Genomic DNA, 23,860 nt, shown 5'->3' on the forward strand with positions numbered 1-23,860 from the left:
TGTAAAGATAGCGTAGAAATTTACTTTTTATAGACTAATTTGCTTTCTGTTTACTCACTTTAAGATATGATTTATGCACAATCCTTTTCCTCTAAAAGTCTTTATTGATGGAAGGTTACAATTTTATTCACAAAATAAACACTTAGGAAGCCTCATAAAAATGTATTAGTTTTTAATTTTCAATAGATTGAAAAGTTATCAATTACCAGATTACTCCATTCTTTTTACAGGCTCTAGATGTTTTAATTCCTCTTCAGTAAAAAGTCTGTAAATAATTTTAAAAGTTATTCCTAATGGTGTTTCCAGAGAAAAACCGCCTGGTCCGAAACCGTCTGTAACATCTAACGTGAAATGTGAAAATTTCCAGTATTCAAATAAATCTCTATCAATCCAAAATTCAAAACCATCTACCAAACCAATCATAGCATCATTGGTTCTTACGTAGAAACCTCCTTTTTCAAAACATTGAGGCTGGGTTCCTTCGCAGCAACCCCCAGCTTGGTAAAACATTAAATCACCGTGTTTTTCTTTTAGCGTTTTAATGACTTCCAACGCTTTTGCTGTTACGTCTAACCTTTTTACCATTTCTAAAATTTTTTTATAAAATTAAAAAAAGGAATGCTGATGAACAACATTCCTTAAAGTTTAAAACACAATTGATTTAGAAAAATCCTAGTTTATTTTTGTTATAAGAAATCAACATGTTTTTTGATTGTCTGTAATGATCAAGCATCATTTTGTGGTTTTCTCTACCAATACCAGATTGTTTGTAACCTCCAAAAGGTGCGCCAGCTGGATATGCGTGATATTGGTTTACCCAAACTCTACCTGCTTTTATCGCTCTAGGAACTCTGTATAATTCATGTGCATCTCTAGTCCAAACTCCAGCCCCAAGTCCATACATAGTATCGTTCGCTATTTCTATCGCTTCTTCTGTAGATTTAAAAGTAGTTACTGCTAACACTGGCCCGAAAATCTCTTCTTGGAAGATTCTCATCTTGTTGTGCCCTTTAAAAATGGTTGGCTGAATGTAATATCCACCTTCTAAATCTCCACCTAGATGATTCACTTCTCCTCCGCAAAGCAATTCCGCACCTTCTTCTTTGCCTAATTTGATGTAAGAAAGGATTTTATCTTTTTGAATTTGTGAAGCTTGAGCACCCATCATTACGGTTGGGTCAAGAGGATTTCCTGTTTTGATGGCTTTAGTTCTTTCTACCACTCTTTCTAAGAATTTATCAGCAATAGATTCATGAACCAATAATCTAGAAGGACAAGTACAAATTTCACCTTGATTTAAAGCAAATAATACCGCTCCTTCAATGGCTTTGTCAAAAAATTCGTCATCTGCATCCATCACAGAAGGGAAGAAGATGTTTGGAGACTTACCTCCCAATTCTAAAGTCACTGGAATAATATTTTCTGTAGCATATTGCATTACCATTCTACCTGTAGCTGTAGAACCTGTAAACGCTGCTTTAGACACTTTTGGATTGGTCACTAAAGTTCTTCCTAACTCCGCGCCAAAACCATTGACAATATTCACCACACCTGCAGGAAGTAAATCTTCAATTAGCTCCATTAAAACCATAATAGAAACAGGCGTACTTTCTGCTGGTTTCAAAACTACGCAGTTTCCTGCAGCTAGAGCAGGAGCTAGTTTCCAAACTGCCATTAGAATAGGGAAGTTCCAAGGAATAATTTGTGCAATTACGCCGATAGGTTCGTGTACAATGATAGAAACGGTGTCTTTGTCTAATTCAGAAATAGTACCTTCTTCAGCTCTTATTACACTTGCAAAATATCTAAAATGATCTACTGCCAAAGGTAAATCTGCCGCCATAGTTTCTCTAATTGCTTTACCATTATCTACGGTTTCTACAGCAGCTATATAAGGTAGATTTTCCTCAATTCTATCTGCAATTTTATTCAAAATAATGCTGCGTTCTGTAGCAGAAGTTTCGCTCCATGTTTTGAAAGCTTCAGAAGCAGCATCTACAGCCATTTCTATGTCTTGTTTCGCAGAGTGTGCAGCTTTTGCCATAACTTTTCCATCAAGTGGAGATAGCACTTCGAAATACTGTCCTGTAGAAGGAGCAGTCCATTTTCCGTTAATGTAATTGTCGTATTTTTCTTTTAAAACCGGACGATTGATGTGTGTTGACATAATTTGTTGAATTTTTAATTTTCAGCCAAATTATCTTAAACATGACAAATGTCATGGTAAAATCGTCTCAAATGATAGTATAATAGTGTTTTGAAAATATTGATTATAATACTTTAATATAAATCTTGTTTGATTGAAAAATTATTATATATTTAGCCAAATTGATTATTTTATCAAAAATATCATTCATAGTTTATGATACGAGAAGACAAACATTTGCTCTATACGCCTGAATTAACGGGACATGAGCAATTACAAAATATAATAGAAAACAAGACTACTTTCACCTTAAATAATTGTGAATTTTCTTTGTATGAAACGCACAAGAAGACAGAAGATGTTAAACTAAAGTTTAATGATTTGACATTTACAGCGATGTTACGAGGGAAAAAGCACATGAAATTGGAAAATAAATCTGAGTATTTTGATTATTTTCCTGGTGAAACGGTTTTAGTTTCTCCCGGCGAAACAATGGTCATCGATTTTCCAGAGGCAGACGAAACTCCTTCACAATGTATTGCACTAAGTTTCAGTCCAGATTTTGTAGAAGAATCTTTGCATTATCTCAATACCAAATTGATGAAAGTAGATGAAAGCACTTACTGGAGAATTTCTAGCGAACAATTTTATCTGTTTAACAGTTTACCACTGGCTTCTGCAACCAATAATCTGATGAGAATTGCCATGGAAGATAACATGAATAAGGATATTATGGCAGATTTGGCGTTGAAAGAATTATTGGTAAGATTGATGCAAACTCAAGCAGGAAAACTCATTGAAAACGATTACAAAACCCTGAAAACTTCAAACCGATTGGCTTTTATCATAGATTATATTAAAAACAATCTGCATCAAAAATTAAGTATTGAACATTTGGCCAAATTGGCTTTCGTAAGTAAATCTAATTTTTTTAAACTCTTTAAATACGAACTCGGAACATCACCCAATGAATATATTCTTCAGCAAAGAATAAAACGTGCAAAAGAACTCCTCAAAGAAAACCAAAGCATCAAAGAAGTAGCTTTTGCGACTGGTTTTTCTGACACCAATCACCTCATCAAAACCTTTAAAACTTTTGAAGGTATTACTCCGAAAAATTATCAACGAAATTTATTTTCAGAATATAAAATCGTTTCTTAAATAAATAAAAACCGCCTCAATAATTTGAAGCGGTTTTTTTGAATATAATTGAATTAACAAATTTTAGTAAGAATTTTTCTCTACAAAATGCTTAGCAATTTTCTCAGTTAACGCGATTACGTTTGGCTGATTGGTATATTTTGTAAATCTTCTAAGACCAGAAAGCATCATTCTTTGCTCATCTCCATCTGCAAAAGAAACAATTCCTTCTTTAGCAGCTGCAATTACAGCTTCTACCGCTTTGTAAAGGTTTAATTGTGCCATTGCTGCTTCTATAGAATCTGGACCGAAGTTTTTCTCAACTCTTAGAATTGCAGATTCTGCCATATAGATTTGGTTCAAGATTTCTGAAGCATTGATTAACAAGTGTTGTTGTTTTTCAATTTCCATCATGTATTTCTGAAGAGCAGCACCAGAAACCATTAAGAATACTTTCTTAAGATTAGCGATGATTGCTTTTTCTTCTGACATAAATTCTGAATAATCAGGCGTTTCAAAAGAAGGAATGCCCATTAATTCTTTACCAACTGCCATTGCAGGAGACATTAAATCGATTTCGCCTTTGAAAGCTCTCTTCACCAACATTCCTACAGAAAGAAGTCTGTTGATTTCGTTAGTACCTTCATAAATTCTAGAAATTCTAGCATCTCTCCACGCTGCTTCCATTGGTGTGTCTTCAGAGAATCCCATACCTCCAAAAATCTGAATTCCTTCATCAGCTGCTTTTTGAGCGATGTCTGAAACATATACTTTAAGGATAGAACATTCTACCGCGAATTCTTCTACACCTTTTAACTCAGCTTCTTGATGAGACATTCCACCTGCAACAAGTGCATCAATTTTATCTTGAATATCTTGAGCAGCTCTATAAGATCCAGCTTCTGAAACGAAAGTAGCAGTAGCCATTTCCGCTAATTTTTTTCTAATGGCTCCGAAAGTAGAAATAGGAGTGTTGAATTGTTTTCTTTCGTTTGAATATTGAACAGAAAGGTTGAAAATTCTTCTTTGTGCATCTAAACAAGCAGCAGCCAATTTAATTCTACCAACGTTTAATGCATTTAAAGCGATTTTGAAACCATTGTTTCTTTCACCCAAAAGACATTCTACAGGAACTTTCATATCATTGAAGAAAACCTGACGAGTAGAAGAAGCTCTAATCCCTAATTTGTGCTCTTCTTCACCGAAAGTAAGGCTTTCAGGATTTTCTAATTCACTTCTGTTTACTACGAAACCAGTGATGTTTTTATCATCATCAATTTTAGCAAAGAATGTGAATGTATCTGCAAAGCCTGCGTTAGAAATCCACATTTTTTGTCCGTTAATGATGTAATGTTTACCATCTTCAGACAATTTAGCTCTTGTTTTTCCAGAGTTTGCATCAGAACCAGCATCAGGCTCAGTTAAACAGTATGCTCCGAATTTAGTTCCAGCTGCTAAATCCGGTAAATATTTTTGCTTTTGAGCTTCAGTTCCGTATAATAGGATAGGAAGTGTACCAATACCTGTATGCGCTCCATAAGCAGTTGCCAATGAACCAGTTGCGCCAGAAATGTAATCACAAGCAATCATAGTAGATACAAAACCAAGACCAAGACCACCGTAATTTTCAGGAACTGCGATTCCTAAGAATCCCATTTCACCGATTTGTTTCATACACTCTTCAGTAAATGCGTAGTCTTTTTTCTCGAAACGCTCTTTGTTAGGAACTACAACTTTGTCAATAAATTCTCTTGCAGAGTCGCGAAGCATTTTTTGTTCCTCAGAAAAATCTTCCATCGTGAAGATATTCTTAGCTTCTATTTCTTTTATTAGGAATTCTCCTCCTTTTAATGTGCTCATATTATTATTTTTTTAATTTTAAATTTTAGATTATAAATTTTAAATTTTTTGATTCTCAACTATAAATTTTCAGATGATGTTTTGATGATTTTAGTCAAAATATTGATAATACTTTCAATCTCTTTTAAATATAGTTCAACATCTACTTGAACGAGATTAGAAGATTGATATAGCTTTAACCAATATTTTGTTTCTCTTGCTTCTTTATTCGCAATAGAAAGTTTTGAAATAAAATCTTTTTTAGATTGAGCAGCAATTGCTTCTTCTACGTTTGCACCAATTGAAGTACCACAACGAAGAATTTGTTTAGATAATATAAATTCATTTTGAGACTTACAATCTGAATAAAATTGTATAATTTTTAGGGCAAAATCAAAAGTCTTTTTCTGAATTAAATTATCTTCTTTGAAACTCATTTCATCTAAAATTTATAATTTAAAATCTATAATTTTAAAGAAGTTCAATTACAGAAGCAGCGCCTTGTCCTGTTCCTACACACATAGAAACCATTCCGTATTTCACACCTCTTAATTTCATTTCGTCAAGAAGCTGAACCGTTAATTTTGTACCTGTACAACCTAGAGGGTGACCAAGAGCAATTGCTCCACCATTTACATTTAAAATTTCTGGGTTTAAATCCAATTCTTTTTTAATGGCAACTGACTGAGAAGCAAAGGCTTCGTTCAATTCAATTAAACCAATATCTTGAAGAGAAAGCCCAGCTTGTTTTAACGCTTTTGGAATGGCGTAAATTGGTCCAACTCCCATAATTCTTGGCTCTAAACCAACAGCTGCATAAGAAACTAATCTTGCAATAGGCTCAAGGTTTAATTCTTTTACCATTTCTTCTGACATTACTACTACGAAAGCAGCACCATCAGACATTTGAGAAGAGTTTCCTGCGGTAACTGAACCTCCAGCTGCAAAAACTGGTCTTAATTTTGCCAAACCTTCAACAGAAGTGTCTGCTCTAGGACCTTCGTCTACAGAGAAATCAAATTTTTTGGTTTGAACTTTTTGATTTTCGTCTAAGAAATTATATTCTACAGGAATTGGAACGATTTGTTTTGCAAATTTTCCTTCAGCAATAGCTTTCAAAGCTTTTTGATGAGATTCAAAAGCAAATTGATCTTGTTCTTCTCTTGTAATTTTATATTGCTTAGCAACTTCTTCAGCAGTATAACCCATTCCCCAATAATAATCTGGGTTAGATTTTGCGTAATGACTTTCCGGAACTGGTTTATAACCGCCCATTGGAATGAAAGACATACTTTCTGCACCTCCTGCAATAATACAATCTGCCATTCCTGCCTGAATTTTAGCAGATGCAATCGCAATCGCTTCAGAACCAGATGCACAATATCTGTTTACGGTAACTCCTGGAACTTTATCGGTATTTAATCCCATTAAAGAAATCAAACGTGCCACGTTTAAGCCTTGTTCTGCTTCTGGCATTGCATTACCAACGATTAAATCGTCGATTCTATCTTTATCTAATTGTGGCAAATCTGCCATCAATTTTTCTATCACTTTTGCAGCCATTACATCTGGTCTGGTAAATCTTAAACTTCCTTTCGGAGCTTTACCCACCGCTGTTCTGTAACCTGCTACTATATATGCTGTTTTATTTGACATATTTTTTAAATTTTAAATTTTGATTTCGCCACTTCGTGGCTTTTTTATTTATGGCTTTTAATTTCATCGGGCTTTACCCGATGCTATTTTATTTCGCCACTTCGTGGCTCAAAACTTGATTTTTAATATTTTTAGTTTCTTAGCGGTTTACCTTTTTGTAACATGAACTGAATTCTCTCTAGTGTTTTTCTTTCACCACATAATTGTAAGAAAGCTTCTCTTTCAAGATTCAATAAATATTGTTCTGTAACTACAGTTGGCTCAGAAAGATTACCACCTACCATTACATAAGCTAATTTATCTGCAATTTTCTTGTCGTGTTCAGAAATGTAATTTCCAGTTAACATTTGGTCAGTTCCTACATAGAACATACCTAATGCACCTTGACCCAAAACTTTCACTTTTTGCTGAATTGGTTGAGTATAACCTTGTTCTGCCATTAATTTAGCTACTTTCTTCGCTTCAGCAATCTGACGGTTTTTGTTTACCACCACGATGTCTTTATGATTTTGAAGAATTCCCATATCATAAGCTTCGTGAGCAGAAGTTGCAACTTTACCCATTGCGATATTCATGAAAGCTTCACGCATTCTGTTGTTTTTAACGTCATCAGCAGCGAATTCTTTAGAAGTTCTCAAAGCGAATTCTTTAGTACCACCACCACCAGGAATTACACCAACTCCAGTTTCTACTAAACCGATGTAAGTTTCTGCAGCAGCAACTACTTTATCAGCGTGCATGGTCATTTCGCAACCACCACCCAAAGTTAATCCGTGAGGAGCAACTACAACAGGAACAGAAGAGTAGCGAACTCTCATCATCGATTTTTGGAAATAAGCAATTGCCATGTTCAGATCATCCCAATCTTGTTCGATAGCCATCATCAAAATCATCGCTAAATTAGCTCCAACAGAGAAATTAGCACCTTGATTTCCGATTACTAAACCGTCGTATTCTTTTTCTGCTAAATCAATCGCTCTGTTTAAACCATCTAAAACTTCACCACCTAGAGAATTCATTTTTGAACGAATCTCGAAGTTGATGATTCCGTCTCCTAAATCTTGGATTGCAGAACCAGAATTGCTCCACAATGTTTTATTTTTTCTAATATTGTCAAGAATAATGAAAGCTTCTTGACCAGGAATATTATTGTAATTTCCGGAATTTTTGTCGAAGAAAATGCTTTGACCTTCTTCATTTACTTTGTAGAAAGATTCTACTGATTTTACCCATTCTGAAACAGTGAAACCTGCTTCTGTAGCCAATTCAATACCTTTTTGAATACCTACAGCATCCCAAATTTCGAAAGGACCGTTTTCCCAACCGAAACCAGCTTTCATCGCATCGTCTACTTTGTAAAGCTCGTCTGAAATTTCAGGAATTTTGTGAGAAACATAAGCGAAAAGAGCTCCAAGAGATTTTCTGTATAATTCTCCTGCTTTGTCTTTCCCACCAATTAAAACTTTGAATCTATCAATTGGTTTATCGATATTTTTAGTGAGTTCAAGCGTTGCAAAATTTGCTTTTCCTTGATTTTCGTATTGATAAGAATCTAAATTAAGACCGTGAATTTCTGATTTCCCATCAGCATTTTTCACTTTTTTGTAGAAACCTTGTTCCGTTTTAGAACCTAACCATTTGTTTTCCATCATCATATTGATGTAATCTGGAAGAACAAAAGTTCCTTTGAATTGTTCATCTTCTACACCAGAAGCGTGAACTCCGTTTGCTACGTGAACCAAAGTATCTAAACCTACCACATCAGCAGTTCTGAAAGTTGCAGATTTTGGACGACCAATAACTGGACCAGTTAATTTATCTACTTCAGTTACATTAAGACCAATAGATTTTACATTGTGAAGTAAATTCATCATCGAGAAAACTCCAATTCTGTTTGCGATGAACGCTGGAGTATCTTTTGCTAAAACCGTAGTTTTTCCTAAGAATTTAGCGCCATATTCCATGTAGAATTTCACGATTTCAGCATCGGTATCATTGGTAGGAATAATTTCTAAAAGCGGTAAATATCTTACCGGGTTAAAGAAGTGCGTTCCTGCAAAATATTTTTTGAAATCATCACTTCTTCCTTCTACCAACATATTAATTGGAATACCAGAAGTATTAGAAGATACCAAAGTTCCAGGTTTACGGAATTGTACGATTTTTTCGTAAACAGACTTTTTAATGTCTAATCTTTCTACTACCACCTCGATAATCCAATCTGTATTTTTGATTTTCTGCAAATCGTCATCAAAATTTCCTACAGAGATTCTTTCTGCAAACTCCTTTTTATAAAGTAGAGCAGGGCTGGCTTTTACTAATTTAGCCAAACTTTCTGTAGCAATTCTGTTTCGTACTGCTTTGTCTTCTTTGGTAAGACCTTTTTTCTGTTCAGCTTCTGTTAATTCAAACGGAACAATATCAAGAAGGAGAACTTCTACGCCAATGTTTGCAAAGTGCGCAGCAATTCCGCTTCCCATAATTCCTGAACCAAGAACTGTAACGTGTTTAATTCGTCTTTTCATTATAAATATAGGTTTATTTTTTATTGTTCATATCATTAGCAATTTTCAAAATATCTCCCATGACTTCTTTGAAAACAGCGAATTTCTCTGGGTCTATTTTTTCAACCACTTTTTTATTAAATCCTACAACTACCTCTTTTGAAAGGTTTCTAGATTTAAGTCCTTTGTCTGTCAATTTAATAATTACTTCTCTTTTATCAGAAGTTGTTTTTTCTTTGTAGATATAACCATTATCTTCTAAAAGCTTAATTATTCTCGTCAAAGAAGTGGGTTCAATAGCCATTTTAGGACCAAGATTAGTACTTCTTGTTCCTTCTTTAGGATCGATTTTAAGTAGTGTTAAAGCTTGTACAGCCGTAGAATTATGCATAGAAGCTTGTTCGGAGTACATTTTACTCACTGCCAACCAAACTGATTTAAGCATTAAGTCTACATTTTCTACTTTTTCTTTAGTCTTAGTTTCCATTTTTAAAAAATGTTATGCGTGCATAGCAAATATAAAAAAAATACTATGCGTGCATAGTATTTTTTATTACAAACAGATAACTGATTGATATTCTGACAATTATTTATTATGTAAAGAATAAGAGAAAGAAATTGAAAATGAGAAATTTCAAACGAAAAACGCTGATTATAAGCAATTTCTAATTGATAACAGTATTTCGTCAATAGATTGACAAGAAAACCTATTATTTTGGTAAAAAATCTCCCAAAATGCACCCTGAAATTCTATTTTAAAACCAGAAAGGTCTCTTTTAAAGTTTTTTTGCAAAGCAGAGTACAACATTTCTTTTTCTAAAAAAGGAGCTGTAATTTCAGGTGAAACAAACTCTTCATTGATGGTAAAAAGTCGAGGATTAGTCAATAAATCATTCTTCAAGAGAATGTCTTCCGCTAAACCTTCTTGGAGATTTTGGTCATTAATAAACCAAATTTTATCAGCAAATTCTTTAGCCAATCGCCAATCATGAGAAGAAAAAAGAATGATTTTATTGTGGTTTTTAGCCAAATCTCTCAACAATTTTAAGATGATAATTTTATTTTCTTCGTCTAAATGAGTTGTAGGTTCATCTAAAATAATCATAGGAGAATTCTGTGCTAAAGCTCTTCCAATAAAGGCTTTTTGAAGATTGCCGTCTGACAATTTCTGCAACTGAATATTTCTATATTCTTCCAGCTTTAACTGTGAAATAATGCTGTTGACATGTTCTATATCTTCATTTTCTAACTGATAATAAAAAGGCAAATGAATGAATTTTCCAAGGGAAATTAAATCTTCTGTGGTGTAATTTGCGGGAATTTGAGATTTTGCAAAAACCACTGCTATTTGTTCTGCAATTTCTTTATCTGTAAGTTTTTCTATATTTTTTTGATGTATCAAAATCTCACCATTTAATGTGGAAATTTGATGAAGAATACTTTTAATCAGTGTAGTTTTACCAACGCCGTTATTACCAATCAACAAACAAACATCACCGTAATCCAATGACGCATTAACCTCTGAAATAAGAGGTTTTTGGTAACCAATTGTTGTATTTTTTATTTGTAAAAACATTTTTTTTAACGCAAAGGCGCAATTCAATTTTTTATAAGTGTTACGTTTTTAAGGCGCAAGAAAATCAAAGATTTTCATTTTTTATAAACCATTAACAACTCTTTTTACTCCGTCTTTAAATATATCTGTTCTAAAATTAAGAATTAATCCTAATTTGCAATTTGTCAATTTTAAATAAGTCAATATCTGTGCTTTATGAACATCATTTATGAAGTCAACCGTTTTTATTTCTAGTATAAGTTTATCCTCAATAATAATATCAATTCTATAGGCATTTTCAATTCTTAATTCTTCATAGATGATGGGAAGTATTTTTTGTTTTTCTACCTTTAATCCAGTTTTTTTCAATTCATAAAACAAACATTCTTCATAAACATTTTCAAATAATCCTGCTCCAAATCTCCTGTGAATTTTTAATCCTAAATCAAAAACAATTTTTGATAATTCATTTTCTGTCATAGTTTTGTTATTAGTTTTTATTGAATTGTCATCTTAGATGACTTGCGTCTTAAATGCGCTTTGCAGATAAAACTTATTTTGCGCCTTTGCGTTTAATTTTTATTTTTAAGGATCATCATCAAAATTACAGGTACTCCAAACAAACTCGTAATGACATTTATAGGAAATTGTGAAAGTTCTGAAATTACAGAAAAAAATTCCATGATGAAAACTCCCAAAATCATGTTCAAAATCCACTGTTGCCACAATTTCGCTGGCGAATAAATCATTCTGCTAAAATGAGGAACTACAATTCCTATAAACAAAATTGGGCCTAAAAATGCTGTAACAGAAGCAGAAAGTAGGGAAGAAGCAATGATGACAAAATATTTCAGTTGCTCTAAATTTACACCTAAACTTTTAGCATATTGATTTCCTAAACTATTCCCGATGAGCGGTTTTATGCTTTTAAAACTTAAAAACAATCCAATTAATACTACAATAAATAGCACCCAAAGTTGATTTCTGGTCACTTGATTATTCGCACCAAAACTCCATAAAATATAGTTTTTCAGACTTTGATTTTCTGCATATAACTGTAGAATAGAAACCACTGCTCCTGCTAAAGCAGAAACCAAGAAACCAAAAATAATCAGATATGATTTATCTTGAAATTTTCTAGAAAAAACCAATAAAATAGTCATTAAAAGTAGGCTTCCAAGAATTGCAGAAATACTGATGAAACCATTTTGCAAAAACTCTGGCAAAATAAAATCTTGAGAAAAAAATATGTAAAAAGCAACACTTAAACTCGCAACAGAAGTAATCCCAAGAACCGAAGGTCCAGCTAAAGGATTTTGAAAATATTCTTGCAAAAGAAAACCAGAAGTAGGAATAGAAACGCCTGCTAGAAACATCGCTAAAACACGATTCATTCTGAGTTCTGCAATTTGTGAGTTCTGAGCATTTGCGTCAATAAAATCTGCTAAACCTAGTTTTATAAAGCCTATATTTAAATTGATGAGAATCGTAATCACCACCAATGAAAACAGGAAAATTAGAATGGTTTTGAAGGTTTTATTGTTCACAGATTTTATTTAAAAACTTCACAAATTTAATTTAAAAAAATCTATGAAAAAGAAAACTCTCGCTGATTTTGCAAATTTTGCAGATTTTTTTGAGTCTATACATCTGCTTAATCAGCCCCATCTGCGAGAGAAATATTTTATTTAAAAGAATTCAGTTTTGCGTCTAAATCTTCTTTGCTCATCATTCCTACTGTTTCTATTTCTTTATCACCTTTTTTAATCACGGTAAAAGGAATAGAACCACCGTCCCAAGTCTTGGTAATCGTAGTAAAATAATCTGGTGCAATCATAGAAGCATCAAAAAGAACTACATTTTTTCTGATATCATATTCATCTGCAAAATCACTTACCGCGGTGTTCCAATCTTCTTTAGCATCTACACTTACAAAAGTAAATTTCACTGGTTTTCCTTTTAGTTCTTCCATTTTTTCTTTGAAATGCGGAATCTCTTTCATACAAGGTCCACACCAAGTTGCAAAGAAATTTGTTACATAAATGGTGTCATTTTTTTGTGGTGCAACCATTGCTTTTAATTGCTCTTGATTTACTTCAGGCAAAGCATTTGCAGGATTTACAGCTGAGCTATCTACTGTTTCAGTGGTTGTTTCTTCTGTTAATTGATCTGGAGCTTCGTTCTTTTTACAAGAAAATAGTGCGGTTAATATAAGTGTGGAAAAGATTAATTTTTTCATAAATATTAATTGTTTATTTTTGTTATGGAATTGATTATTGAGTCGATTTTACAAATATAATAAAATCAAAATGCTTCTTTTGATATATTTGTTACCAACGAATTTAGAATTATTTTATTGAGAATCCTTTTAGACATATTTAAAAAATTTTTCTTGTTGATAGAAATAGGATTTTTGCTGATGATATTGGCAAACTTCTGGGTATTTTCTCTCACCGAAGGAAGAACGTATACTAAAATTTCTAAAATTCCGCCAAGAGAAGTAGCACTGGTTCTGGGAACTTCTCCCAAAACGATGGCAGGAAATGCCAATCCATATTTCATTTCTAGAATGGATGCTACTGCGCTGCTTTATCATCATGGAAAAATCAAAAAAATCATTGTAAGTGGCGAAAAAAGTAAAGGCTATAACGAACCAAAAGCCATGAAAAACTTCTTGATTTATCAAGGTGGAGTTCCCGAAAACATTATTCTAGAAGATCCAAAAGGTTTTAATACCCGCGAAAGCATTCTAAGATGCAAAAATGAATACCAACAAAAAAACGTAATCATTGTTTCACAAGGATTTCATAACCTTAGAGCTTTATTTTTTGCAAGAAACATTGGTATGAACGCATTAGGATTTGATGCCCAAGACGTTACTAAATATCAGAGTTATTATAGAAATCACTTTAGAGAATTTCTCGCAAGAGTACAAGCTGTAGTATATTATATTTTTGGAATTTCCAATGAAGAAGAACATCTGAAAAAATAGGATTTCTGACCAAAAAAGAACGCATCAATCAACCAATTATTTAGGAATTTAGCTAAATTTGTAAAAAATATATTTTTAATGTTAGTAATAGGTATTGCAGGTGGAACTGGTTCTGGTAAAACCACCGTAGTGAATAATATTTTGCAACAATTGAATGCAGAAGGTGTAAATGTACTTTCTCAAGACAATTATTACCATGATAATCACCAATTATCGCTCTCAGAAAGAGAAGCGCTGAATTATGACCACCCAAAATCAATAGATTTTGAATTATTGGTAAAACATGTAAAAGCACTTAAAAGAGGAGAAAACATAGAACAGCCTTTGTATTCTTTCGTAACGCATTCTAGAACTGGAGATCACGTAACTGTAGAACCTAAAAACGTTTTAATTGTAGAAGGAATTTTGGTTTTGACCAATCAGGAACTTTTAAAAGAATTCGATCTTAAAGTATTTGTACATGCAGATTCAGACGAAAGATTAATCAGAAGAATTAAGCGTGATACACAAGAGCGCGGAAGAGATTTACACGAAGTTCTTCACCGTTATCAAACTACGCTGAAACCGATGCACCAAGAGTTTATAGAACCTTCTAAAAACGAAGCAGACCTTATTGTTCCTAACATGAGAAAAAATTCTGTAGCTATTGATTTTCTTTCTACAGTCATTAACAATTCTCTTAAAAAAGCCTATTAATGAAGGAACTGATTAAAGATATTCAGAAAAAATCTCCGAGTTGGCGTTTCGTGCAGAAATACCTTCTCAATAAATATTTTATCACTATTTTTCTTTTTTTGGTATGGATGATTTTTTTTGATTCTACATCTTGGTTAGTCATCAAAGACTTAAATAAAGAAATAGACAAATACGAAGAACAACTCTCGTATTACAAGTCAGAATATCATAAAAATGATGCTTTCTATAAAAAGCTCATGAACAACAAAGCAGAAAAAGAAAAGTTTGCGCGAGAAAATTATTTCATGAAAAAGAAAAATGAAGAAATTTTCATTCTCGTGGTAGACAGTTCTGCCATTAAGCAAAAAGAAGAAGAATAAACAAATTATCTTGAATTTCGAATGTCGAAAAACATTTGAACATAAAACAAAAAACCATACATTATGTTTGCTCAAGTTACACTTCAGGATTGGGAAAATCTGGTCAAAAAACAATTGAAAACAGAAGATATTTATGCCGTTCTTACCAAAGAAAACTTGGAAGGCATTTCTGTAAAACCTTATTATGCCGATACTGATTTTGTCTTAAAAAACCTGCCAAAAGTAGAAGAATCTACGCATTTGGTTGCTAAATATCAAGATAATTTAGAAGAACATGCTTATGCCTTTTTACTAGAGCATAATGTAGAACATTTGACCGAAAAATCGCTTTTCGTAGCCAATAAAGATTTGGCAGGACACATTTCTCTTGCAGATGATAATCAATATATTTCTTTGATAGATGTTTTTGAAAATCAAGAAATTAACACGCAATTAGCAGAGGAATTATTGTCTAAAAATTTCAAAAGAAATATTGCGGTAGATACTACTTTCTATCAAAATGCTGGAGCTTCTATCACGCAACAATTGGCTTTAGCATTAGCAAAAGCAAAAGATTTGGCAGAAGTTTTCGGGGCTGAAATTTTAGAAAAATTGGTTTTCAAATTTGCAGTAGGCGGGAATTATTTCTTTGAAATTGCAAAAATCAGAGCATTTAAAATCCTTTTCAATCAACTTTCTAAAGAATTCGGACTAGACAGCATTCCTTACATTTTCACAGAAACTTCTCTTAGAAATAAAGCTAAAAACGACGAAGAAAATAACCTTATTCGTTCTACGCTAGAACTTTCCGCTGCCATGATTGCTGGTTCTGATGCGGTTTATAGCAATGATTTTAAAGTACAAAATTCCAATTCACTTTCAGAAGAAATTTCGTTTAAACAACAAATTGTTTTGGCATACGAAAGTATTATTAATGTCTTTGACGATGCTGCCAACGGAAGTTATTATATTGAAGAAATTACCCATCAATTCGCAGAAAACGCTTGGAAATTATTCTTAGAAATCGAAAATTCTGGTGGTTTTGTAGAAAATCTAAAATCTGGAAAAATTGCTGAAATGATCTATCAACAGGCAATTGCAGAACAAAATTGGGTAGAAGAAGGCAAAATAAAACTCATTGGTGTAAATCTTTACCCAAAACTAGAAAAAACTAAATCTGTAGAACAACTTTATAACGCTCAGGAAATAAAACCAGTAAGATGGGCTGAAATGTTTGAGTAAAGTCGGAAGTCAGAAGACGGAGGTCGGAAGTTTTACGAGGTTATAATTACGAAGTTTTTGTTTTAATTTTAGATTTTTTAATTAGACTATTTTCAAGATTTACCACAAAGTTTGTCATTCCGAAGGAATCTAAATTTATATTATGAGATATTTTAAAAAAAAATGGGAAGAAACTACTGGTGATGAATTGACTGATGATTGGGGAGTTTCAATATTTTATTTTGAAACTGATGATTCTTTAAATGTTTTAAAACAAATTCAAATATTTGAAAATGGTAACATTTTAAAATATGACGAATTGAATAATGAAAATGAATTTGGCGCAATGGCAGATCAATCATTGGAAGAAAAAGAGTTTTTAGACTGCGAAATTACAAAAGAAGAATTTTATAATATTTGGAATAAGTGATTAAATTACTAAACCAAGAAATACAAAAATATATCAATGCAAATCTAAACGCGGATTTGCATTCTTTGTTATTGAAAAAATCTCCATTTCCGGAGGTTTCTATGCAAGAATTGGTTCAGCAAATCAAAGGTAGAAAAGTAGCTGAAAAAAAGTTTCCTTTTTTGAATCAAGAAAACATTATTTTTCCGCCCAATCTTAATTTAGAACAGGCTTCATCACAAGACACCGCAGACTTCAAAAAACAGTTTTTTAAAGGAAGAAAATTCATTGATTTAACTTGTGGTTTTGGAATTGACGCTTATTTTATTTCTCAGAATTTTGAAGAAATTACTTTAATAGAGCAGAATGCAGAGCTTTTAGACATCGTAAAACACAATTGGGAAGTTCTCGGAAGAAAAGCGAATTTCATCAACAAAAAATTAGAAGATTTTCTCACAAACAATAAAGAAAAATTCGATTTAATTTATCTAGATCCTGCAAGAAGAGATAACCATAACAGAAAAGTATTTCTTTTGGAGGATTTGTCGCCTAATATTATTGAAATTCAAGAGCAATTAAGTGACATTTCACCTGAAATTTTAATAAAACTGTCACCGCTGATTGATATTCAGCATTTGGTTGCTTCGCTCAAAAATATTTATAAAATATGGATTATTGCGGTCAAAAATGAAGTAAAAGAAGTTTTGGTTTATCTCAAGAAAAAAGAAAATAGGCCAGAAATTTATTGCATAAATTTACAATCTACAGAACCTGAATTTCACTTTAATTTAGATGATGAAAAAAACTGTCAATCAGAATTTTCAGCTCCTAAAAAATACATTTACATTCCAAATAATTCTGTATTAAAATCTGGAGCTTTTAATTTAGTTTCAGAGAAATTTGGTTTGATAAAATTACATCAGAACACACATATTTATACTTCCGAAGAAAAGATAGAACATTTCCCAGGAAGAATTTTTGAAACTGAAGAAATCAATTCAAAAGCGATAAAAAAGGGTGAACAATTTAATATCATCACCAAAAATTTTCCTTTAAAACCTGAAGAGATCAAGAAAAAATACAAAATAAAAGACGGCGGAAACCAATACCTTATCGCGGTAAAATCTCTTTCTGGTAATCATTTCCTAGTAGGAAAACTTCTTGATTAAGAAAATTTTAAGTTTTTTTTGTGGTAAACTCAATATTTCTTACTTTTGGAAAAATTTATAAACGTAATAATTTAGATATGAAAAAATTGGTATTTGCTGTAGCTGCAGCGTCTTTTTTAGTTTCTTGTGGTTTACCTGAAGGAGGAAACAAGGGAGTTTTGAAAAAAACTGAAGATGTAGTAAGATATGACGATGAAAATGCTGAAGCGCCTACTTACAAAGAAAAAACAGACTCTGCTACTGTAGAACAACCAGCTGCTGCAGATGTTAAGGTAGATAGCACTGCAAAAAAATAAGATATTTTCTCATACAAAATAGATGTCTTGCAATTGCGAGACATTTTTTATATTTACTAAAATTTTAAAACAATGTCGGACACACAAAGTTATATCCAACAAAACAAGCAACGTTTTCTAGACGAATTGATAGAATTATTGAAGATTGCTTCTATTTCTGCAGACCCAGCTTACAATCAAGATGTGCTCAATTGTGCTGATGCTGTGGCAAAACACCTTGCCAATGCAGGAGCAGATCAAGTAGAAATCTGCGAAACCAAAGGTTATCCTGTGGTTTATGGTGAAAAAATCATCAATCCAGAATTACCAACCGTTTTAGTTTATGGTCACTATGATGTTCAACCTGCAGATCCATTAGAATTGTGGGAAAGCGGACCATTTGAACCTGTGGTTAAAAAGACAGAACTTCATCCAGAAGGTGCGATTTTTGCAAGAGGAAGTGCGGATGATAAAGGCCAATTCTTCATGCACGTAAAAGCTTTTGAAGCCATGATGAAAACCAATTCTCTACCTTGTAATATTAAGTTCATTATTGAAGGAGAAGAAGAAGTAGGTTCTGTAAGTTTAGCTGGATTTTTAGAAGAAAATAAAGAAAAACTTTCTTGTGATGTTATTTTAATTTCAGACACGCATATTTATTCTAACGAACAACCAACGGTGACTACTGGTCTTAGAGGTTTAAGTTATATGGAAGTAGAAGTAGAAGGTCCGAACAGAGATTTACACTCAGGATTATATGGTGGCGCTGTTCCTAATCCAATTAATGTTTTAGCAGAAATGATTGCTAAACTTCATGATGAAGAAGGAAGAATTACTATTGATGGTTTTTATGATAATGTAGAAATCGTTTCTGTGGAAGACAGAGCAGAAATGAATAAATTAAAAGACAACCCAGAAGAATTTAAAAAATCAATTGGTTTAAGCGGGGTAGAAGGCGAAACAGGTTATACTACCTTAGAAAGAACTTCTATCAGACCAACTCTTGATGTAAACGGAATTTGGGGAGGATATACAGGTGAAGGCGCTAAAACCGTGATTCCTAGTAAAGCATTTGCTAAAATTTCTATGAGATTGGTTCCTTATCAAACTGACGAAGAAATTACTGAAAAATTCACGAAATATTTTGAAAAAATAGCTCCTGCTTCTGTTAAGGTAAAAGTTACGCCTCATCACGGTGGAATGCCTTACGTTTTACAAAGCAACACTAAAGAATTCCAAGCGGCTAAAAAAGCGATGGAAAAAGCCTTTGGTAAAGAAGTTTTACCATATAGAAGTGGCGGAAGTATTCCTATTACTTCTCTTTTTGAGAAAATTTTGGGAGCTAAATCAGTTTTAATGGGCTTCGGTTTAGATTCTGATGCGATTCACTCGCCAAATGAACACTACGGATTATATAATTTCTACAAAGGAATAGAAAGTATTCCATATTTCTTTGAATTTTATACTCAACAATAAATTTTAAGTTAATCCTCAGTCGAAAAGATTGAGGATTTTTTATTTCTGCTTAAAAATTGAGAATTAACTCCATATTTTTGGGAAAGAAAAAACCATTAATTTGTGGTAATTTTTAATGATTTCAAAAATTATTTCCGAAATAAAATCTCAAAATTTCCTTTGTTTCAGGCAATTATCGTATATTTATGCATTGAATATAAATATTTTTAGAGTATTATGCATGCATAATATTTTTTTATTTAAATTAGCACACATTCAAATAAGAAAAATTGAACCTTATGAAATCGCCGTGTTTACCAAAACTAATTATAATGATGAATGAGCGATTGCATATGACCTTTAAAAAAACAATAAAATTCTACATATGAAAATATTAGTTTGTATTAGTAGTGTTCCAGATACTACTTCTAAAATTAACTTTACTGCAGATAAATCTGCTTTTGACAAAAACGGAATTCAGTGGGTAATTAATCCTTACGACGAATTTGCTCTTACAAAAGCTGTAAAATTACAAGAATCTCAAGGCGCTACAGTGACCATCGCTACTGTAGGTGACGCTGCTACTGAAGCTGTAATGAGAAAAGCTCTTGCAATTGGTGCAAATGACGCAATAAGAGTAAACGCTGAACCACAAGACAGTATTACCGTAGCTAAAGAATTGGCTAAAATTGTAGAAGAAGGTGGTTATGACTTGGTACTTTGCGGTAAAGAATCTATTGATTATAATGGTGCTGCAGTTCCAGCAATGATAGCTCAATTACTTAATAGACCTTTCGTAAACGCTTGCGTAGGTTTAGAAGTAAACGGTGCAGAAGCTACTGCAGTAAGAGAAATTGAAGGAGGAAAAGAAACTTTATCTGTTAAACTTCCTGCTGTAATCGCTGGTCAAAAAGGTATGGTAGAAGAAAAAGACCTTATCATTCCTAACATGAGAGGAATTATGTCTGCTAGAACTAAACCTTTAACAGTAAAAGAACCAACTGAAACAGATGTTAAAGTAAGTGCAGTATCTTTTGATGCTGTTCCGGCAAGAGCTCAAGTAAAACTAGTTTCTGCGGATAATCTAGATGAATTGGTAAGATTACTTCACGAAGAAGCAAAAGTTATCTAATTCTAATCTTTAATTTTAACTCTCAAATTTTAAAAATTATGTCAATTTTTGTATATACCGAAAATATTTCAGGAGCATATAAAAAAGCAGCTCTAGAAGCTGTTTCTTACGCAAAAACAGTTGCAGATATGTCTGGAACTGATGTAGTAGCGGTAAGCATTAATCCTACAGATGCTGCAGATGTTCTTTACAAATACGGAGCTTCTAAAGTAGTTACTCTAAAAAGTGACGCGCTTAAAAGTTTCAACCCAAAAGCTTATGCAGAAGCTCTTGCTACTGTAGTAGATGGAGTGGTAGTTTTCCCGCATTCTACAGATGCTAGTTCTGTAGCTCCTATGCTTGCTGTGATTAAAAACGCTTCATTATTAACCAATGTAGTTTCTGCTCCAGTTGCTGTTTCTCCATTCGAAGCGAAGAGAAAATCTTTCTCTGGAAAAGCTTTTATGGACGCTAAAGCTCATGGTGAAAATGTAGTGGTTACTGTTTCTCAAAATTCTTTTGGAGTAAAAGAAAATCCAGTAGCAGGTTCTGAAGAAGTAAAAGAAGTTTCTGTTTCTGCAGATGGTCTTACAGTAGTGAACCAAGAAAAATCTTCAGGAAAATTAGACCTTAAAGAAGCTGAAGTGGTAGTTTCTGCAGGTAGAGGGATGAAAGGTCCTGAAAACTGGGGAATGATCGAAGATTTAGCTAATGTTTTAGGTGCAGCTACTGCTTGTTCTAAACCAGTTTCTGATATCGGTTGGAGATCTCACTCAGAACACGTAGGACAGACCGGTAAAGCCATCGCTCCTAATTTATACATAGCAGTAGGTATTTCTGGTGCTATTCAGCACTTGGCTGGTGTAAACTCTTCTAAAACCATCGTAGTGATTAATAATGATGCAGAAGCACCATTCTTTAAATCTGCTGATTATGGAGTAGTAGGAGATGCTTTCCAAATTATTCCTGCGCTAACAGAAAAAATTAAAGCATTAAAAGGACACTAAAACATCATCCTTTTTAAAAATATCAATCCGAGATTTTTATCTCGGATTTTTTTGTCGTTGCAGAAGCCAAAATTTTTTATTTCTTTTGAAGAATAAATGAATTTCTCATTATATAAAAAGTAAAACCAATTTTATCATCAAAACTTGTGAAATAAATCATCTGAAAGCAGTGATAAAATTTTAAATATCAAATGTTAAATTTTAAAAATTAAAGTATATTTGTATTCATGGATTATAAACAACTAATCATACGCGGAATATCTTATAGCCAAACTCAATCTGGAGCTTATGCACTGCTTCTAGAACATGAAGAAACTGGCGTAAAACTACCTGTAGTAATTGGTAATTTTGAGGCTCAATCTATTTCTTTAGGTTTAGAAAAAGACTTGCGACCACCTCGTCCACTCACACATGATTTATTTACCAAATTTGTAAATTCTACGCATTACACCCTAGAATCGGTAATTATTTATCAAATTATTGACGGTGTTTTCTTTTCTAATCTCAATTTTAAAAATACAGAAAACGGAGAAGAACTTATTTTAGATGCCAGAACTTCTGATGCAGTAGCAATGGCAGTTCGTTTTGACGCCCCAATCTATACAACAGAACAAGTACTGAACGAAGCTGGAATTCTTCTAGAAATTGACAATAACAATGAATTGCCCGAACCTGAAACTGCTTCAGAAAGCGAAACTTCTGACCTCAGAAAACTCAGCACAGAAGAATTACAAATTTTATTAGACGATGCAGTGAGAGAAGAAGATTATGATACCGCTATGGAAATCCAAGAAGAACTCAAAAGACGAAATAAAAAAATTGACTAGCGCTAAAAATTAAAATTAAATAATAAACTCTGAAAACACTCAACGGTCTAAAATACCGTAAAAGAAAAAATTACTACTTATGAATATTAAATTTAGATTGACACTGCTCAGTTTTCTACAATTTTTTGTTTGGGGAGCTTGGCTAATCACCATCGCCAATTATTGGTTTGGAACCAAACAATGGGATGGAACAAAGTTTGGCGCTGTTTTTAGCACTATGGGAATTGCTTCTGTATTCATGCCTACTTTAGTAGGAATTATCGCAGATAGATGGATTAATGCTGAGAGAATTTATGGAATGTTGCATATTTTATACGCTGCGGTTCTGTTTTATTTACCTCAAGTAACCACACCAGATACATTTTTTGTAGTGATGCTTCTAGCGATGGTATTTTACATGCCTACAATTGCACTAGCCAACTCTATTTCTTATACTTTACTTAAAAACAATAATTATGATGTGGTAAAAGATTTCCCACCGATTAGAGTTTGGGGAACAATTGGATTTATCGTAGCGATGTGGATTACGAATTTATCTGGAAATAAAGCTTCAGAATTTCAATTTTACATTGCAGGTGCAGCAGCAGTTTTACTTGGTTTATATTCATTTGCATTACCTGCTTGTAAACCTCAAAAATTGATTTCTAAAGACTCTTCGCTAGTTGAAGTTTTAGGTCTAAATGCATTCAAACTTTTTGGAAACTATAAAATGGCTCTTTTCTTCATATTCTCTATGTTTTTAGGAGGCGCTTTGCAGTTAACCAATGCTTATGGAGATGTATTTTTAAGTGAATTCGAGAATTTTCCAAAATACGCTGATTCATTCGTAGTGAAATATTCTACCATTATCATGTCTATTTCTCAAGTTTCTGAAACATTATTTATCCTTGCTATTCCTTTCTTTTTAAGAAAATATGGAATCAAAAGCGTAATGTTAATGAGTATGTTTGCTTGGGTATTAAGATTTGGTTTATTCAGTTTTGGTAATCCTACTTCAGGCCTTTGGATGATTATTTTATCATGTATTATCTACGGAATGGCCTTTGATTTCTTCAATATTTCTGGTTCACTTTTCGTAGAAACCAACACCAATTCTAAAATTCGTTCATCAGCTCAAGGTTTATTTATGATGATGACCAATGGTTTCGGAGCGATTATCGGAAGCGTTTCAGCTGGTTGGGCGATTGATAAATTCTTTACTCAAAAATTCTCTACCGCAGATTCTTTAGCAGGATTTTTAGATACTACAGTAGACAATTCTAAATTTGTAGAATTTATAGGAAAACAAGGTTCTTCCATTGTAAATGGTACTTTGACTAAAGAGATTGCGATGAAAGATTGGCCACACATTTGGTTAGCTTTCGCTGCTTACGCTTTAGTGATTGCTGTTCTTTTCGCTTTGATGTTTAAACACAAGCACAATCCAGAAGCAATAGGAAACGTATCTCATTAATCTAAATCATTGATTATAAACGTAAAACACACTTTTTAAAAAGTGTGTTTTTTTTTGTACTTTGGCG

Annotated in this window: 24 protein-coding genes; 13 read left to right on the forward strand and 11 right to left on the reverse strand. The window is 32.9% G+C overall.

The genetic code is table 11. From position 1 onward, the window contains the following. Positions 1-210: 210 nt before the first annotated feature. Positions 211-585: a DUF779 domain-containing protein gene (locus QO190_RS03280; protein ID WP_371461130.1), complete on the reverse strand. Its 375-nt coding sequence runs from the start codon at positions 583-585 to the stop codon at positions 211-213. Between the two features lie 76 nt (positions 586-661). Beyond that, a complete protein-coding gene (locus QO190_RS03285; protein ID WP_371461129.1) occupies positions 662-2,167 on the reverse strand; it encodes an aldehyde dehydrogenase family protein in 1,506 nt (501 codons plus the stop codon). A gap of 195 nt (positions 2,168-2,362) precedes the next feature. Between QO190_RS03285 and QO190_RS03290 the strand changes: the two genes are divergently transcribed. Then, a complete protein-coding gene (locus QO190_RS03290) occupies positions 2,363-3,307 on the forward strand; it encodes a helix-turn-helix domain-containing protein (RefSeq protein ID WP_371461128.1) in 945 nt (314 codons plus the stop codon). Between the two features lie 63 nt (positions 3,308-3,370). Here the strand turns inward: QO190_RS03290 and QO190_RS03295 are convergent, their stop codons facing one another. The 9 genes from QO190_RS03295 to QO190_RS03335 all read right to left on the reverse strand — a co-directional run bounded on the left by QO190_RS03295 (position 3,371) and on the right by QO190_RS03335 (position 13,079). After that, positions 3,371-5,146, reverse strand: a complete 1,776-nt coding sequence (locus QO190_RS03295; RefSeq protein WP_371461127.1) for an acyl-CoA dehydrogenase family protein — start codon at positions 5,144-5,146, stop codon at positions 3,371-3,373. 59 nt (positions 5,147-5,205) lie between these two features. After that, entirely contained in the window at positions 5,206-5,562 is a 357-nt protein-coding gene (locus tag QO190_RS03300; protein ID WP_371461125.1) for a four helix bundle protein, read from the reverse strand. A gap of 34 nt (positions 5,563-5,596) precedes the next feature. Beyond that, positions 5,597-6,781, reverse strand: coding sequence for an acetyl-CoA C-acyltransferase (locus tag QO190_RS03305; RefSeq protein ID WP_213189153.1), 1,185 nt, complete (start codon positions 6,779-6,781; stop codon positions 5,597-5,599). 131 nt (positions 6,782-6,912) lie between these two features. Beyond that, a complete protein-coding gene (locus tag QO190_RS03310; RefSeq protein WP_371461123.1) occupies positions 6,913-9,306 on the reverse strand; it encodes a 3-hydroxyacyl-CoA dehydrogenase/enoyl-CoA hydratase family protein in 2,394 nt (797 codons plus the stop codon). Positions 9,307-9,319: 13 nt separating this feature from the next. Beyond that, a complete protein-coding gene (locus tag QO190_RS03315; RefSeq protein ID WP_069798987.1) occupies positions 9,320-9,772 on the reverse strand; it encodes a MarR family winged helix-turn-helix transcriptional regulator in 453 nt (150 codons plus the stop codon). A 165-nt stretch (positions 9,773-9,937) separates the two neighbouring features. After that, on the reverse strand, positions 9,938-10,861 hold the full coding sequence (locus QO190_RS03320; RefSeq protein ID WP_371461121.1) for an ABC transporter ATP-binding protein: 924 nt from the start codon (positions 10,859-10,861) through the stop codon (positions 9,938-9,940). 81 nt (positions 10,862-10,942) lie between these two features. Continuing rightward, positions 10,943-11,320, reverse strand: coding sequence for a GxxExxY protein (locus QO190_RS03325; protein WP_371461119.1), 378 nt, complete (start codon positions 11,318-11,320; stop codon positions 10,943-10,945). 92 nt (positions 11,321-11,412) lie between these two features. After that, positions 11,413-12,387: an iron chelate uptake ABC transporter family permease subunit gene (locus QO190_RS03330; protein ID WP_371461118.1), complete on the reverse strand. Its 975-nt coding sequence runs from the start codon at positions 12,385-12,387 to the stop codon at positions 11,413-11,415. A gap of 137 nt (positions 12,388-12,524) precedes the next feature. Beyond that, positions 12,525-13,079, reverse strand: coding sequence for a TlpA family protein disulfide reductase (locus QO190_RS03335; RefSeq protein WP_371461117.1), 555 nt, complete (start codon positions 13,077-13,079; stop codon positions 12,525-12,527). Between the two features lie 180 nt (positions 13,080-13,259). On the opposite strand from QO190_RS03335, the gene QO190_RS03340 reads away from it, so the two are divergent. From QO190_RS03340 to QO190_RS03395, 12 genes are all read left to right on the forward strand, one after another. Then, a complete protein-coding gene (locus tag QO190_RS03340; RefSeq protein ID WP_104794104.1) occupies positions 13,260-13,832 on the forward strand; it encodes a vancomycin high temperature exclusion protein in 573 nt (190 codons plus the stop codon). 78 nt (positions 13,833-13,910) lie between these two features. Then, positions 13,911-14,528: a uridine kinase gene (udk, locus tag QO190_RS03345; protein ID WP_213189146.1), complete on the forward strand. Its 618-nt coding sequence runs from the start codon at positions 13,911-13,913 to the stop codon at positions 14,526-14,528. Further along, positions 14,528-14,887 carry a septum formation initiator family protein gene (locus tag QO190_RS03350; protein WP_069798999.1) on the forward strand — a complete coding sequence of 120 codons (360 nt, stop codon included), beginning with the start codon at positions 14,528-14,530 and terminating at the stop codon, positions 14,885-14,887. The genes udk and QO190_RS03350 overlap by 1 nt, the downstream gene beginning before the upstream one ends. A 63-nt stretch (positions 14,888-14,950) precedes the next feature. After that, positions 14,951-16,108 carry a methylmalonyl-CoA mutase family protein gene (locus tag QO190_RS03355; RefSeq protein ID WP_371461114.1) on the forward strand — a complete coding sequence of 386 codons (1,158 nt, stop codon included), beginning with the start codon at positions 14,951-14,953 and terminating at the stop codon, positions 16,106-16,108. A 142-nt stretch (positions 16,109-16,250) separates the two neighbouring features. Beyond that, the gene (locus tag QO190_RS03360; RefSeq protein WP_371461113.1) at positions 16,251-16,517 is read left to right on the forward strand and encodes a hypothetical protein; all 267 of its coding nucleotides are present in this window, start codon (positions 16,251-16,253) and stop codon (positions 16,515-16,517) included. After that, positions 16,514-17,665: an RsmD family RNA methyltransferase gene (locus tag QO190_RS03365; protein WP_371461112.1), complete on the forward strand. Its 1,152-nt coding sequence runs from the start codon at positions 16,514-16,516 to the stop codon at positions 17,663-17,665. Before QO190_RS03360 ends, QO190_RS03365 begins: the two co-directional genes overlap by 4 nt. Before the next feature lie 77 nt (positions 17,666-17,742). After that, positions 17,743-17,961: a hypothetical protein gene (locus QO190_RS03370; RefSeq protein WP_371461111.1), complete on the forward strand. Its 219-nt coding sequence runs from the start codon at positions 17,743-17,745 to the stop codon at positions 17,959-17,961. Between the two features lie 72 nt (positions 17,962-18,033). Further along, positions 18,034-19,416: a dipeptidase gene (locus QO190_RS03375; RefSeq protein ID WP_371461110.1), complete on the forward strand. Its 1,383-nt coding sequence runs from the start codon at positions 18,034-18,036 to the stop codon at positions 19,414-19,416. A 364-nt stretch (positions 19,417-19,780) separates the two neighbouring features. Then, on the forward strand, positions 19,781-20,527 hold the full coding sequence (locus tag QO190_RS03380) for an electron transfer flavoprotein beta subunit/FixA family protein (protein WP_371461108.1): 747 nt from the start codon (positions 19,781-19,783) through the stop codon (positions 20,525-20,527). Between the two features lie 38 nt (positions 20,528-20,565). Further along, the gene (locus QO190_RS03385) at positions 20,566-21,513 is read left to right on the forward strand and encodes an electron transfer flavoprotein subunit alpha/FixB family protein (protein ID WP_371461106.1); all 948 of its coding nucleotides are present in this window, start codon (positions 20,566-20,568) and stop codon (positions 21,511-21,513) included. A gap of 227 nt (positions 21,514-21,740) precedes the next feature. Next, a complete protein-coding gene (locus QO190_RS03390) occupies positions 21,741-22,340 on the forward strand; it encodes a bifunctional nuclease family protein (RefSeq protein WP_069799021.1) in 600 nt (199 codons plus the stop codon). A 79-nt stretch (positions 22,341-22,419) separates the two neighbouring features. Then, positions 22,420-23,793, forward strand: a complete 1,374-nt coding sequence (locus tag QO190_RS03395) for a nucleoside permease (RefSeq protein WP_371461105.1) — start codon at positions 22,420-22,422, stop codon at positions 23,791-23,793. Positions 23,794-23,860: the final 67 nt, after the last annotated feature.

The sequence above is a fragment of the Cloacibacterium sp. Arc13 genome, from assembly GCF_041431305.1.
GTDB classification, from domain to species: Bacteria; Bacteroidota; Bacteroidia; order Flavobacteriales; family Weeksellaceae; genus Cloacibacterium; species Cloacibacterium caeni_B.

Coding starts and splice junctions, on each gene's coding strand:
- QO190_RS03315 (WP_069798987.1), bottom strand. CDS start 9,772: ATGGAAACTAAGACTAAAGAAAAAGTAGAAAATGTAGACTTAATGCTT.
- QO190_RS03295 (WP_371461127.1), bottom strand. CDS start 5,146: ATGAGCACATTAAAAGGAGGAGAATTCCTAATAAAAGAAATAGAAGCT.
- QO190_RS03290 (WP_371461128.1), top strand. CDS start 2,363: ATGATACGAGAAGACAAACATTTGCTCTATACGCCTGAATTAACGGGA.
- QO190_RS03280 (WP_371461130.1), bottom strand. CDS start 585: ATGGTAAAAAGGTTAGACGTAACAGCAAAAGCGTTGGAAGTCATTAAA.
- QO190_RS03370 (WP_371461111.1), top strand. CDS start 17,743: ATGAAAAAATTGGTATTTGCTGTAGCTGCAGCGTCTTTTTTAGTTTCT.
- QO190_RS03375 (WP_371461110.1), top strand. CDS start 18,034: ATGTCGGACACACAAAGTTATATCCAACAAAACAAGCAACGTTTTCTA.
- QO190_RS03285 (WP_371461129.1), bottom strand. CDS start 2,167: ATGTCAACACACATCAATCGTCCGGTTTTAAAAGAAAAATACGACAAT.
- QO190_RS03390 (WP_069799021.1), top strand. CDS start 21,741: ATGGATTATAAACAACTAATCATACGCGGAATATCTTATAGCCAAACT.
- QO190_RS03395 (WP_371461105.1), top strand. CDS start 22,420: ATGAATATTAAATTTAGATTGACACTGCTCAGTTTTCTACAATTTTTT.
- QO190_RS03340 (WP_104794104.1), top strand. CDS start 13,260: ATGATATTGGCAAACTTCTGGGTATTTTCTCTCACCGAAGGAAGAACG.
- udk (WP_213189146.1), top strand. CDS start 13,911: ATGTTAGTAATAGGTATTGCAGGTGGAACTGGTTCTGGTAAAACCACC.
- QO190_RS03335 (WP_371461117.1), bottom strand. CDS start 13,079: ATGAAAAAATTAATCTTTTCCACACTTATATTAACCGCACTATTTTCT.
- QO190_RS03385 (WP_371461106.1), top strand. CDS start 20,566: ATGTCAATTTTTGTATATACCGAAAATATTTCAGGAGCATATAAAAAA.
- QO190_RS03350 (WP_069798999.1), top strand. CDS start 14,528: ATGAAGGAACTGATTAAAGATATTCAGAAAAAATCTCCGAGTTGGCGT.
- QO190_RS03305 (WP_213189153.1), bottom strand. CDS start 6,781: ATGTCAAATAAAACAGCATATATAGTAGCAGGTTACAGAACAGCGGTG.
- QO190_RS03325 (WP_371461119.1), bottom strand. CDS start 11,320: ATGACAGAAAATGAATTATCAAAAATTGTTTTTGATTTAGGATTAAAA.
- QO190_RS03320 (WP_371461121.1), bottom strand. CDS start 10,861: ATGTTTTTACAAATAAAAAATACAACAATTGGTTACCAAAAACCTCTT.
- QO190_RS03355 (WP_371461114.1), top strand. CDS start 14,951: ATGTTTGCTCAAGTTACACTTCAGGATTGGGAAAATCTGGTCAAAAAA.
- QO190_RS03380 (WP_371461108.1), top strand. CDS start 19,781: ATGAAAATATTAGTTTGTATTAGTAGTGTTCCAGATACTACTTCTAAA.
- QO190_RS03300 (WP_371461125.1), bottom strand. CDS start 5,562: ATGAGTTTCAAAGAAGATAATTTAATTCAGAAAAAGACTTTTGATTTT.
- QO190_RS03360 (WP_371461113.1), top strand. CDS start 16,251: ATGAGATATTTTAAAAAAAAATGGGAAGAAACTACTGGTGATGAATTG.
- QO190_RS03310 (WP_371461123.1), bottom strand. CDS start 9,306: ATGAAAAGACGAATTAAACACGTTACAGTTCTTGGTTCAGGAATTATG.